The sequence below is a fragment of the Fictibacillus tiangongensis genome (assembly GCF_048083785.1).
In the GTDB taxonomy this organism is placed as follows: Bacteria; Bacillota; Bacilli; order Bacillales; family Fictibacillaceae; genus Fictibacillus.
This window is the reverse complement of sequence record NZ_CP182294.1, coordinates 847,046-858,790: the sequence shown is the minus strand read 5'-3', so window position 1 is coordinate 858,790 and position 11,745 is coordinate 847,046. Positions and strand designations below refer to the sequence as shown.

Annotated in this window: 15 protein-coding genes; 6 read left to right on the top strand and 9 right to left on the bottom strand. The window is 38.2% G+C overall.

Annotated elements, in window-relative coordinates:
- The first annotated feature begins 1 nt into the window (after position 1).
- The 3 genes from ACNJYY_RS04745 (at position 2) to ACNJYY_RS04735 (ending at position 3,437) form a co-directional block, all read left to right on the top strand.
- The gene (locus ACNJYY_RS04745; protein WP_416730760.1) at positions 2-1,219 is read left to right on the top strand and encodes a DUF58 domain-containing protein; all 1,218 of its coding nucleotides are present in this window, start codon (positions 2-4) and stop codon (positions 1,217-1,219) included.
- A complete protein-coding gene (locus tag ACNJYY_RS04740; protein ID WP_416730759.1) occupies positions 1,213-2,418 on the top strand; it encodes a DUF4129 domain-containing protein in 1,206 nt (401 codons plus the stop codon). Before ACNJYY_RS04745 ends, ACNJYY_RS04740 begins: the two co-directional genes overlap by 7 nt.
- A gap of 89 nt (positions 2,419-2,507) precedes the next feature.
- A complete protein-coding gene (locus ACNJYY_RS04735; RefSeq protein WP_416730758.1) occupies positions 2,508-3,437 on the top strand; it encodes an ATP-grasp domain-containing protein in 930 nt (309 codons plus the stop codon).
- Positions 3,438-3,483: 46 nt separating this feature from the next.
- Here ACNJYY_RS04735 and ACNJYY_RS04730 read toward each other — a convergent pair whose 3' ends face one another.
- The 8 genes from ACNJYY_RS04730 to ACNJYY_RS04695 form a co-directional block, all read right to left on the bottom strand.
- Complete coding sequence (locus tag ACNJYY_RS04730) at positions 3,484-4,407, bottom strand: DNA-3-methyladenine glycosylase family protein (protein WP_416730757.1); 924 nt, start codon at positions 4,405-4,407, stop codon at positions 3,484-3,486.
- Positions 4,408-4,423: 16 nt separating this feature from the next.
- Positions 4,424-4,609, bottom strand: coding sequence for a YtzI protein (gene ytzI, locus ACNJYY_RS04725; protein WP_416730756.1), 186 nt, complete (start codon positions 4,607-4,609; stop codon positions 4,424-4,426).
- 134 nt (positions 4,610-4,743) lie between these two features.
- Positions 4,744-5,352: a nitroreductase family protein gene (locus ACNJYY_RS04720; RefSeq protein WP_416730755.1), complete on the bottom strand. Its 609-nt coding sequence runs from the start codon at positions 5,350-5,352 to the stop codon at positions 4,744-4,746.
- Positions 5,353-5,472: 120 nt separating this feature from the next.
- A complete protein-coding gene (locus ACNJYY_RS04715; RefSeq protein WP_416730754.1) occupies positions 5,473-6,117 on the bottom strand; it encodes an FMN-dependent NADH-azoreductase in 645 nt (214 codons plus the stop codon).
- A 205-nt stretch (positions 6,118-6,322) separates the two neighbouring features.
- Positions 6,323-6,880 carry a DJ-1/PfpI family protein gene (locus ACNJYY_RS04710; RefSeq protein WP_066391610.1) on the bottom strand — a complete coding sequence of 186 codons (558 nt, stop codon included), beginning with the start codon at positions 6,878-6,880 and terminating at the stop codon, positions 6,323-6,325.
- 176 nt (positions 6,881-7,056) lie between these two features.
- A complete protein-coding gene (locus tag ACNJYY_RS04705) occupies positions 7,057-8,298 on the bottom strand; it encodes an MFS transporter (protein WP_416730753.1) in 1,242 nt (413 codons plus the stop codon).
- 390 nt (positions 8,299-8,688) lie between these two features.
- Positions 8,689-8,904: a hypothetical protein gene (locus ACNJYY_RS04700; RefSeq protein WP_191753158.1), complete on the bottom strand. Its 216-nt coding sequence runs from the start codon at positions 8,902-8,904 to the stop codon at positions 8,689-8,691.
- Positions 8,905-8,981: 77 nt separating this feature from the next.
- Positions 8,982-9,206, bottom strand: coding sequence for a hypothetical protein (locus tag ACNJYY_RS04695; protein WP_144702636.1), 225 nt, complete (start codon positions 9,204-9,206; stop codon positions 8,982-8,984).
- Positions 9,207-9,670: 464 nt separating this feature from the next.
- Here ACNJYY_RS04695 and ACNJYY_RS04690 point away from each other — a divergent pair, with 464 nt between their 5' ends.
- The 3 genes from ACNJYY_RS04690 to wrbA all read left to right on the top strand — a co-directional run bounded on the left by ACNJYY_RS04690 (position 9,671) and on the right by wrbA (position 11,487).
- Positions 9,671-10,216, top strand: coding sequence for a phosphatase PAP2 family protein (locus ACNJYY_RS04690; RefSeq protein ID WP_416731803.1), 546 nt, complete (start codon positions 9,671-9,673; stop codon positions 10,214-10,216).
- Between the two features lie 125 nt (positions 10,217-10,341).
- A complete protein-coding gene (locus ACNJYY_RS04685; RefSeq protein ID WP_416730752.1) occupies positions 10,342-10,764 on the top strand; it encodes a hypothetical protein in 423 nt (140 codons plus the stop codon).
- A 96-nt stretch (positions 10,765-10,860) separates the two neighbouring features.
- Positions 10,861-11,487 carry an NAD(P)H:quinone oxidoreductase gene (wrbA, locus tag ACNJYY_RS04680; RefSeq protein WP_144702642.1) on the top strand — a complete coding sequence of 209 codons (627 nt, stop codon included), beginning with the start codon at positions 10,861-10,863 and terminating at the stop codon, positions 11,485-11,487.
- Positions 11,488-11,531: 44 nt separating this feature from the next.
- On the opposite strand, the gene copZ is transcribed toward wrbA, so the two are convergent.
- Positions 11,532-11,738, bottom strand: coding sequence for a copper chaperone CopZ (gene copZ, locus ACNJYY_RS04675; protein WP_416731802.1), 207 nt, complete (start codon positions 11,736-11,738; stop codon positions 11,532-11,534).
- Between the last annotated feature and the right edge of the window lie 7 nt (positions 11,739-11,745).

The following is an 11,745-nucleotide window of genomic DNA, read 5'->3' as shown; positions in this document are numbered from 1 at the left end:
CATGCATTGGAACAGCGAGGTATGGATTAAATCCATCTTTCGGGCCATAGTTATTTTCAGCCCATTAATACTTCTGATAGGCTTTTATCGTAATATTCCATTTCTGTTTTTATTAGGACTTGCGATCATTTTTTTGTATGGAACGTTATTGCTTCAATCTAGGTTAGCAAAAAAGGAGATTGTTTTAGATACTACTAAACAAGTTCATCGTTTGTTTCCTGGAGATACAGATCAATTCAATGTAAAACTTGTTCATAATGGCAGATGGCCTTCTTACAGAGGAGAGCTCATCTTCACACACCGAGCTCCGATAGAGGTCAAAGGTCATGTTGAGTCCAACCAAACTTCAAAAGGAAGAATTGAAGTTAAACGTCATTTTGCACTCTTTCGCCAAACAGCTTTTACACAAACAATACCTTTTACTGCTACAAGAAGAGGAACAACAAGAATTTCTAATTTGACCCTTCAATTACAAGATCCTCTTTCATTAAGTGGTCAAGCCTTGGCTTATAACGGTATATTTCCAACAGAAATTGTCGTTTACCCGAGACCACTCCCTGTTCATCGCATTGAGCATCTGTTTTCTCAAGGCAGCGGTGAAGCTGTAAGACCTTTTGCATTATTTGAGAACGTATCTCTTCCTGCAGGTAATCGAGATTATTCTCCAGGAGACTCTTTTCATAAGATACATTGGAAAGCTACAGCACGCTCAGGCTCGCTTCAAACAAGAGTTTTTGAAAAAACAGTTGTATATCACTGGACATTTGTTTATACGATACTTCCTGATCATAAAGAGATGAAATCTCTTGAGGATATGGAGAACGAGATCAGTCACTTGGCATACATGTGTCAATTTGCTGCTGAAAAAGGGATTCCTTTTGAAGTGTTCATGAATTTTAAAGTTCCAGGTCCGATGGGGATGTATCATGTGCCAACTGGAAGCGGAGCGATCCACCTGAGCAGTATCCTTGAAGGTCTGGCGAGGATTGACCGATCTAATGTCATCGTTAAACCTCAGATCATGTGGAATAAGATGGATCGTAGTTTTGTCGGAACGAGTCCTTTCGTCATCTTTTTAGGCCATATTCCTACTGACCAAAATTCTCAAATCTTAATTAAGAAGTGGTCTAGATCAGGTGGAAGAACCTTTTATGTCGAGCAAAACGAAGAACGTGCCATACTGATGCCATACCTTTCATCGGAGGTCGCTTCATGCTAAAGAAAAATCAGCAGTTTTCACTTTATGCATTGAACGTAACCTTTGATGCCGTGCTAGTTTTTATAATCATGACCATTTTTACAACGGGGGCAACTTGGCTAGAATTCGTATGGTTCGTTGTAAATCTAATACCCCTGATCGTAATTAGCGGGGCTCTGTTTATATTCAAACCTAAGTTATTTAAGATAACACTAGTTTGTTTTTTGATCCTATCTTCAATCCTGTTTTGGTACATGACGTCTTCAATCCTATTATCCATTCTCGTCTCAATCGTACTTATGTGGAGAAGTGCAGAAAATTGGAATGATCCTTTTAAGACAGATCTTGAATTGATTTTTGGTCTCGGCGCAGTGTTAACATTCATTCTTTCGCTCTTTTTTAAAGATGGCTACACCGTCATATATGGAGCTATCTGGACACAATTCCTGCTCATGTTACTCATTAAAATGATTCTGCATTATTTTAAGAATGATTCTATTGTGATCGTAATGAAGGATTTTGCTGTTCCCTTAACGCTAGTTGGGTTAAGCGGGGTGATCCTTGCTGTATTAGGACCTATAAAGCAACTAATTTATTGGATTCTAGACGGGGTATTCTTCATTTTGTATTATATTTTGGCGGTTCCTCTTTGGAAGTTGTTTTCCCTTCTTCCCTCATTGATCCAAATGCTTAAAAAATTGTTTAATACAAAAGAAGGCGGAAAGGTGAAGCTGGGTAATACGACAGAGGAGGTATTAGAACAGCGTCCTGAAACACTTACAGAGTCTCCAATGCTTCTATATACAACAATCGCGATTCTTATCATCATTGTTCTTTTCTTTCTTTGGAAGAAGAAGAATATATTCAACAATCAGTCGAGCTTATTGCTTAACGGAAACATTTCAGTTCTTGATAATTCATATGCGAACAGACAGTTGATGGGTAAGAAAAGATGGCTTCAATCAAAAGACAGAACGAGAAAGAAATTTTTACAATTTGAAAAAGCAATGGATAAAAAGGGGTTTGGAAGAGAACCGGGTGAATCCGCATCGAATTGGTTTATGAGACTTGATTTATCCGGAAAAGAGGCAGTATCTGTTTTAAACGCATATGAAAAAGTACGTTACGGTGAAGAGAACATTTCTGATACTGAGTACAAACAGTATGTAGATGCATTAAAAAAATTTGAGAAGTTAGAGCACTTGAAGAAGCCAAAGTAAACGGCTTCTTTTTTCTGTTCATACCACTTCATTTAATATAGACTAATAATATATAATTAGTCGGAATTCTTGCATACAAGGAGGATATTATGACAAAAAAAATATATGTGATTCATGAGAATAGTGAATGGACTGCTCCGTTATTTAAACGATTTGAAGAGCTGGGTCTACCTTATGAAGATTGGCATATGAAAAAAGGACACATTGATCTGACAGAAGCTCCACCACAAGGTATTTTCTACAACAGAATGAGTGCCTCCTCTCACACAAGAGGACACAGATATGCACCTGAATATACGTCAGCGGTATTATCCTGGCTTGAGAGCTATGACCGTAAAGTATTTAACGACTCAAGAGCGCTTCAGCTTGAGATCAGTAAAGTGAAACAATACAGCGCATTAAAAGCATTTCATATACCTGTTCCCCGAACGATTGCCGCTTACGGAAAAGAAGAGTTGCTACACGCTGCAACGAAATTTAAAGGCCCTTTCATCACGAAACACAACCGTGCTGGTAAAGGTCTTGGGGTTCAATTATTTCAAACGCAAACTGCCCTAGAGTTTTATGTACATTCGGAGAATTTTGATGAATCCATCGACGGAATTACTCTTCTACAAGATTATATCGAAGCACCAGAACCTTATATCGTGCGCTGCGAATTTATTGGGGGCAAATTTTTATATGCCGTTCAAGTAGATACTTCTGAAGGATTTGAACTTTGTCCGGCTGACGCTTGCCAGATCGGTGATCAGTTCTGTCCGATTACAGATCAACCAGAGACTCCAACACCAAAGTTTAAGATTCTTAAAGACTTTGTTCTACCAAATCAAGAAAGTTATGAAGCGTTCTTAGACGCAAACGGAATTACGTTTGCCGGCATTGAGATCATTACGGATAAGAGTGGAAACGTATATGCCTATGATGTAAACACGAATACGAACTACAACCGTGATGCTGAAGCAGAAGCAAATATATATGGCATGAAGGCGATCGCACAGTTTCTTGGTAAAGAATTATAAATGAAAAAAGGTGAGGGTCACTTACAGAGTGCTCCTCACCTTTTTATTAAGTATGATCCACAACTACAGGAGTCTGATTTAAACTCTCCCATAAATAATACGTGATATATGTACGCCACGGTGTCCAATCCTGCGCCAGCTCCCTTACCTCTTCTTCTGATGGTTGCTCAGCTAACTTCCATACTTGACGGATGGCATTTCTTAATCCAATATCTGCAGCAGGCAGTACATCCGTTCTTCCCATACCAAAGATTAAAAGACATTCGATCGTCCATTTTCCTATCCCTCTTATAGGCAACAGCGTTTTCATCACTTCTTCATCTGACATACTCCATAAGCTTTCAAAATCAATAGTTCCTTCTGAGATCAGCTTTGCCAGATCGATGATATATTCTGCTTTTCTCTGACTGAATTGAAGCTCGCGAAGGTCTTCATACTTAAGTTTTGAGACAGATGTGGGAGTTGGAAAGACTTGATATGTATTACCTTCTACCTCTACCTTTTCTCCAGCAAGCTCAATAAGACGTTCTGTCAACGTTCCAGCAAAAGTTAAATTTACTTGTTGACCGATAATAATTTTTACAATGGATTCAAACAAGTCAGTGTCTGTAAGAAGTTTTAATCCTTTAAAACGTTGTAGTACTCCAACCAATTTCTCGTGTTCAGAAAAGTGGTCATAAAGAGGTGAAAGATCGACTTCAGTTGAAAACAGTTGTTGAATTTTTTTCTTAACTGCTTCTTCAGATACTGAACCATTTAAAGGTATTGTCTTACAGTTTAGAACAGGGCTAGTAACAGTTCCGCTCCATACTACTTTTACAAAGCAAGAGCTCTCTTCTATCCTGATTATTTTTTCGTATTCTGTAAATTGTTCATTGAGTTTTAAAACATGTGTTTTCCCTGTAACCGTGAGTCGCTGCATCATCTTTTGAAAATCAAATGGTGGTTTAGGCTCTATTACAAACTCCATACTTATACACCCTTTCTTATGAACGCTCCTTATCTTCCTCATTTCCTTTATCTTTATTTTCATTTTTAAGATACGGATTGTCGTCCAACTGATCGATCGTATGTTTATAGGAATACCCTTTTGTAATGGCAGCTGCAAAAATAATGACGACGAAGATGATGATAACGAGGGTAATTAGGATTGAAATGGTTAATGTGTTCATACAGTCTCCTTGCCAAAACTGATTTTATTTGTATGATAGCACATTTTCACATGAAACAACTTAGTGCTTCTCGAGTAAGTAAGATCAAAAAAGCAGCTATGCCTAAAGTATGCACAACTGCTTAATAAACTGATCTATTTTTCTTCAAATTTATTATGCATCACGATCCGATTAACATCAAAGCGTTCTGTGGGCTTTGCAGGACCGTTACCATACCCTAATGTAATCATCATTACAGGAATGAATCGTTCTGGAATTCCGAGAGCAGGCACAATAGCCGCATGATCGAATCCTGTCATCGGGCATGAATCAACACCCACGGCTTTAGCAGCAAGCATGAGTTGCATCGCACCGAGTGATGCATTTTTTAGTGCTTCTCTTTCGCCAATCGCACGCCCTTGTGAATAGGCAGAGTTGATGTTTTTTAATAACATATTTCTTGCTTCTTCTGGAGCTTTTTCAAATACTTCTGCAGCTACTTTATCTGCTTCTGTGTCTCCTAAGACTACCACTACAGCTGATGCATCCAGCACATGCTTTTGATTATAAGCAATCGGGAAAAGTTTCTCTTTTTGTTCTTGAGAGGTTACTACAATAAAACGCCAGTGCTGCAAATTCCATGCTGACGGAGCTTTCCCAGCCATCTCAAAAATCTGATGAAGCGTTTCACTCGGTATTTCTTTATCTTTTTGATACAAACGGACAGAAGATCGTTCTTCCATGACTTTAAATGTTTCGTTCATTTCTTCCACTCCCTATTCCGCATTCTAATGATTTCTCTATAAAATAAAGAGGTGCCAATTTTAGTTGACACCTCGTTACTATGCCACCAATTATAGTGGGTTATCAGTTGAAGTCAAAAATTATGCATTGCGTTTAGCTGATACTAATTCTTTAGCTAATTCTGTCGCTCTTTCTCTTGCATCAGCCAAGATCTCTTCTGCACGATCTGGTGCCGCTGCCATACCTTCTGTAAATACATGATGATAATCTGTAATTCCGATGAATGCCATCACACCTTGAAGGTATCCGTTCGTGAACTCAAATGCTTGAGCAGGACCTTCAGAATATACTCCACCACGAGATTGAACGTGAACTGCAGTCTTACCGCCTAATAATCCAGCTGGACCGTTCTCTGTATATTTAAACGTCTTACCTGCCATCACTACATTATCAATATACGCTTTAAGCATTGGAGGATAGCTCAAGTTCCACATTGGTGTGTTAAATACATACATGTCTGCTGAAAGGAATTGTTCTAAGATTTCTCCCATGCGGCTCGTTTTTTCAACTTGTGATGGAGAAAGCTCTACTCCTGCAGCTAATTTTCCCCAAGCATCTAGAACATCTGCATCGATGAACGGAATATTCTCTTCATAAAGGTTCACCGTTTCAATTTCTACGTTTTCATTTTGGTTAGAAAGTTCGTTTAAAAAGTGACGTCCTAAGCGAAGCCCGAACGATTGATCCATTGGTTTTGGGTTAGAGTTAATGTAAAGTACTTTCATTTTTGTTTCTCTCCTTTTTGTATCTGTTGTAATTAACTTCTCTTTAGTAAGTTGATTCCTTTACATCATAATTCCATAACTTACTTTTGTCAAGCACTAAACTTTTAATTATTATCAAAGATTACTTTAGTGAATTTTTCCATAAAAAAACGCTTTCTAGCTAATAGCCAGAAAGCGATAAGGGGGAGCAAAGATCAGCGTTCCGTTAAAAGGAACTTGTACCTTTATAAAAATTATATTCTTCCAGGCCGTCAAAACATTGCAAACGGTCCCCGATCGTTAAACCAAAGTCAATATAAGCATGGCTTTTTGCTGTTAAAAGATTCTTATCTTCCACAATCTGTTTTGATTGATACGTTCCATTCAACCAACTGTTTGTTTTCGCAAATTCATCTTCACGTAAAGACACAGTATATGATCTGCCGTTTAATATACCAGCTCGTCCTAAAATAACTGCTCCGTTTCCAATAGCTGCAATCTTAATATTCTCTCTGTTGAACACTTGCAACAAATGCAGAAGTCTCGGGTTTCCTTGTGTGAAAGCTTGTTTTCCTCCAGGAATAATAAGCATCTCATAATCAATAGGACTAATATTCTTCATCTTAATCGTAGGCTGCATCAGTAAACCACATTCACTAGTAACAGTTCCTGGCAACAGCGAGAAAGGCAGCACTTCATACTTTTTACCGATAATAGATAAAGTCGTCATTACTTCAACTTCTCTAAATTGTGGATACAAATAGACAAGTACTTTCTTTTTCAATGGTATTCACCCATTCCTGTTACTTTTCTACCCGTCTTGCAGGGAAGAGGGTGTATAATTATTGTAACAGGATGCCGACTTGCTTTGTATTGGGAAAATTGAAGGAGAACATGTGCTTTCTTTTTAGTAAAATACAAGCAGTTTTCCCAAGTTATTAGATAGAATTGATAGGTTATCTATACACTTTCTTGTTCAAGTGGGGTCATTTTCTGGTTAGAATGTAGGACTTTACGATTCAAAAAAGCGATCGAAAAGGAAACCATAAACAGAAAACTCACTAATAAGTATGTCTCTCTAACTCCAAATTCCTCTGCAAACCAACCGAGTAATAATGTCGCTATTCCAAATGTCCCATACACGAGTGTCCCATGAGATGCATACACTTTAGCTAGCTGTTTATCTCTATAGGATTCTTGGATCAGCGTATTTTGGGACACATCTCTCGCCATCTGAGGAAACCCAAAAACGAATGAAACCAATAAGGCAATCCATGCTGATGAAGTTAAACCGAACCACACGTTAAGGAACATCAAACAAACCGTCGATGCCATAATGACAAAGCCCAGATATGATTCCATCCATTTAGAGAATCGATATACTACGACACCCGCTACCATCATTCCTGCAAAAAAAGACGCATTGATGTAACCCCACCACGCTTCTCCTTTTCCTATCGCTGTTTCAACATATACGTAAAGAATTGCTGCGATCCAAACCCCGTGACCGAAGTTTTCAAGTACATCCATAACTGTTAATGTTGTAAGTTTTTTTGATTGAAAGATCAGTTGCCAACCTTCTTTCATCGCTTTCCACTTTGATTCTTGCTGCTGAACGTTCTCCTTTTCGTTAACCTTTATTTGTATAGTAAGTAAGGTTGCAGCGACAAATAAGCCAAAAGTTACCCATAGCATATTTTGTTCCCCCCACATCACCAATAGAACACTGCCGAGTGGCCATGACAAAAGCATAGAAGTCTGGTTGGCAATACTGATGAAACTGTTTGCTTTTACAAGCTCATCACTTTCTACAAGATCAGGAACCATCGATCTTCGTGCAGGATTTCCGAGACCTTCGAGAAGAGATATGATCACGACCAAAATATATAATAGGGTAAAGGCTGCAGCCGTATGTATACCATATAAACTCAATAAACATAAACAAAATAAAACCCCTGTTTTAAGGAGCAGCGTATTGATCAGCAAACTTGTTCGTTTGTACTTTTCAATAAAAAGAGGAGCTAGAAAACCTGAAACAAGCAAGGACATCGTTTTCGCAAATGGAATAAGAGCCATATGCAGGACAGATCCCGTTTCATTGTAAACAAGTGTAATCAAACAAATGATATAGAGAATATCTCTTAAGTTCGCGAGCGTCTGTCCGCTCCATAAAAAATGAAAATAGCGATTTGCTTTGATCATAAAAATGCTTCATCCTTTTTATGGTAATATAAACCACACAAAGTGTACCACAAACAGGTGATTACGTCTTTGACGGTGTTTGAGTAGAGGATGTTGTTGTTGATTCAGGGTTTTTGGGGTGGGTGAAATTTTCGGGAATCGATTATAAATTCCCGCTATCGATCACAAATCCTGAGAACCGATCATAAATTCCCGGCATCGATCATAAATCCTAAGCATCGATCATAAATCCCCGGCATCGATCATAATTCCCTAAACCATAGATAATCCTCATCGCCATAACTAGAAATTCTCTTCAAAATCCTCTCTTCACTTCTCTACCTATAAATTACCTTCAAAAAAGCAACAAAAAAATGCTGGCCCATATTTCGGCCAGCGAACACAATCACTTTATTTATGTCCTCTTCCTTTTGTAAGATGGCATGGTACTCCTTTACCCATAGCTCCTGGCTGTGACATGCGTTCCATGTAAGCCAATCCTCTAACGCATTGGGTTTTACAGGCGATGCAAGTTTCACTTGTAACCATCTTTTGTGTGTGCTGGTATTTATTAACCTGACTGTCATATTTATTTTTTGTTGTTTTCTTTGCATTTTTTTTAGCCATGAATGTGCCCTCCCCCTGAATCCTAAACCCAGTGTATGTAGGAAGGGAGGCTTTTGACATACATAAAAATAAAAAAACTACCCTATGTACAGGTAGTCTTCATCATGTGCGATTTCATATTGAATGCTTTGCCGTTCAGCGAGTGACATGATGTAGTCACTGTCTGATTTGTCATATGCTAATAAAAACTCGTGCAATGGCATGTTGTATTTGTTCCAAACCACTTCCATCAGCCACTTTTGGCTGATCATAAAGTACTCACCATTATAACGATCAACTTTTATGGTATTGCCTACATACATCCATAACACTCCCTTTCAAAGAGGTTAAATATGCATTAGGTCTTACGGTTGTACCTCCATTATATTCCTTTTGTCAGAAAAGTCAAAAAAGAATAGTCTGCATATATAATATACGGGTACATTTACTACTTGACGCAAATAGTGGCAAAGAAATTGTAACCGTACTTGGGAAGACTAGACATAACAATAAATTGAGATAAAATTTGTAGTAGAATACGTCTCATGACCTATGACAAATAAACCATAATATGGTAACCTCAATAGGGTGTATTTAAAACGTGTAAAACCTTTCAAAACGGGAATATGTTATTAAGCTGATGATTTAGATAAAGGAGTAGTTCGTATTGCGTATTATAAAAGAGAATATATTAGCATTATGTCTCCTCCTCTCTATCCCTTTACTGAATATTATTTATCAAGTATTAAATCATGGGGAACGCGGGGCGAGGCAACTTATTACAGCAGTGGATCACCAAATCCCATTTGCGGAAATTTTCATTGTACCTTATATCCTTTGGTACGCTTTTATTTTTCTTATGTTTGTTTACTTTTGTGTCTATGACAGAGCCATCTATTATCGGACCTTATTAAGTTTTTGTGTAGGAATGCTGGTATGTTATGTGATTTACTTCTTTTTCCAGACTACGGTTCCCCGTCCCGAATTAGTTGAAGGGGGTATTCTCACCAAAATGGTTCAGTATGTTTATGGCGCTGACCAACCGTTCAACTGTTTTCCGAGTATTCATGTACTGAGTAGTTATCTCATGATATTAGGAATTCGTCATAGTAAGATGTGGACGATCAAGAAAGATATCATTGTATCAACGATCGCTTACAGCATTATTTTGTCGACACTTTTCGTCAAACAGCATGTAGTATTGGATGTAGTTGCTGGGATTTTATTAAGCAGCCTGCTATTTAAACTGTTCTATTATCTTGAGGCTGAAACGGTATTCAGCTTTTTCAAACGAATGTTTAAGACAAAACTTCAAAGTACAGAAAAAAGTTAAAGAAAAGAAACTGCTTTTATAAGCGGTTTTTTTTGTGGCTTTAAACTAGTTCATAACTGTTTTTTTATGTACAGACATAACTTGGGCATGAAGGAAATATGAATAACATGGGAAGGAGTGAAAATATGAGCGAAGATCAATTACATTCGAAGGATCAGTATCGGGCTGACAGTATGCATCAGATGTGTAAGCAGCATATGTATTATCATGTAACGATTAAAACCCGGGACGGGCAAGAAATTGAAGGTATCATTACCGATCTAGACAAGAAAAATGTGTATATGATGGTTCCGCAAAACATGATGCCAGTTGAAGAAGAGCAAGAGAGTCCTCAATCTACACAACAGTCTGCAAATCCCCAGCAACAATCTCAGCAAGTTCAACAAAGTTCACAACAAAATCAACGACAATGGTATGGTAATCCTTATTATAGAAGATATTATCGTCAGATTTTCCCACTAGCATCCTTGGCAGCTTTGTCATTATTCCCTTATTATCCACCTTATCCATATCCTTATTATCCGCCCTACCCATACCCATATTATTAGAAGTCCGCCTGAAACATACAGGCGGATTTTTTCATGATTTCAATTAGGAAAAAACGGGAAGTGTACTTAAGTCATATTAATTAAGGAGGTAATATAATGGCTAACGTTTTGGTTGTATATTATAGTTCTTATGGTCATATTCATGAAATGGCACTAGCAGCTTCTGAAGGTGTAAAGCAAGTTGACGGTACTGAAGTTAAAGTTGTAAAAGTTCCTGAATTTGAAGTCACAAAAAAATATATGTCTCAACAAGATGCTTATGTAAAAGCTCAAGAAGCACAGGTTGATATTCCTGAAGTTACACTAGATGATTTAAAATGGGCAGACGGAATAATCTGGGGAATTCCGACACGATATGGGATGATGCCAGCACAAATCAAACAACTGCTCGATTCTGCGGGCAGTCTTTGGGCGAATGGCGATTTAGAAGGCAAGCCGACGGCCGTAATCACAAGTTCTAATACGATTCATGGCGGACAAGAATCTACTGCGATCACTTCTTTTGTTCCACTCATGCACTTTGGAATGATATATGTAGGTCTTCCTTATGGAGAAAATCCAGAACAGATGACATCAGAAGGCATCGGTGGTTCGCCGTACGCAGCGTCGACTGTAGCTGGAGCAGATGGTAGTCAGCAGCCTCAAGATGCAGAGAAAACAATGGCATCTCGTTTAGGAAAACGCGTGGCAAAAGTGGCAAAAGCACTTAAAGGAAACTTATAGAATCTATATAAAAAAGCCCCTCCACATGGAGGGGCTTTTTCACATTACTTCACGTCATACCCTTGATCTTCAATCGCTTCACGCATTTCTGCTTCTGTAACTTTCGAGGAATCCAATTCAACTTCCACTTTTCCTGTTTCTAAGTGAACTACAACGTTTTTCACTCCATCTAGTTCATTCAGGGCATTCGTTACCGCTACTTTACAATGTCCACACGTCATACCTTCTACATCTAGTGTTTTTGTTTCCATCATCTTT

Excerpts from the sequence above, each read along its gene's own strand:
- ACNJYY_RS04745 (WP_416730760.1), top strand. The coding sequence starts at position 2 with ATGCATTGGAACAGCGAGGTATGGATTAAATCCATCTTTCGGGCCATA.
- ACNJYY_RS04740 (WP_416730759.1), top strand. The coding sequence starts at position 1,213 with ATGCTAAAGAAAAATCAGCAGTTTTCACTTTATGCATTGAACGTAACC.
- ACNJYY_RS04735 (WP_416730758.1), top strand. The coding sequence starts at position 2,508 with ATGACAAAAAAAATATATGTGATTCATGAGAATAGTGAATGGACTGCT.
- ACNJYY_RS04730 (WP_416730757.1), bottom strand. The coding sequence starts at position 4,407 with ATGGAGTTTGTAATAGAGCCTAAACCACCATTTGATTTTCAAAAGATG.
- ytzI (WP_416730756.1), bottom strand. The coding sequence starts at position 4,609 with ATGAACACATTAACCATTTCAATCCTAATTACCCTCGTTATCATCATC.
- ACNJYY_RS04720 (WP_416730755.1), bottom strand. The coding sequence starts at position 5,352 with ATGAACGAAACATTTAAAGTCATGGAAGAACGATCTTCTGTCCGTTTG.
- ACNJYY_RS04715 (WP_416730754.1), bottom strand. The coding sequence starts at position 6,117 with ATGAAAGTACTTTACATTAACTCTAACCCAAAACCAATGGATCAATCG.
- ACNJYY_RS04705 (WP_416730753.1), bottom strand. The coding sequence starts at position 8,298 with ATGATCAAAGCAAATCGCTATTTTCATTTTTTATGGAGCGGACAGACG.
- ACNJYY_RS04700 (WP_191753158.1), bottom strand. The coding sequence starts at position 8,904 with ATGGCTAAAAAAAATGCAAAGAAAACAACAAAAAATAAATATGACAGT.
- ACNJYY_RS04695 (WP_144702636.1), bottom strand. The coding sequence starts at position 9,206 with ATGTATGTAGGCAATACCATAAAAGTTGATCGTTATAATGGTGAGTAC.
- ACNJYY_RS04685 (WP_416730752.1), top strand. The coding sequence starts at position 10,342 with ATGAGCGAAGATCAATTACATTCGAAGGATCAGTATCGGGCTGACAGT.
- wrbA (WP_144702642.1), top strand. The coding sequence starts at position 10,861 with ATGGCTAACGTTTTGGTTGTATATTATAGTTCTTATGGTCATATTCAT.
- copZ (WP_416731802.1), bottom strand. The coding sequence starts at position 11,738 with ATGGAAACAAAAACACTAGATGTAGAAGGTATGACGTGTGGACATTGT.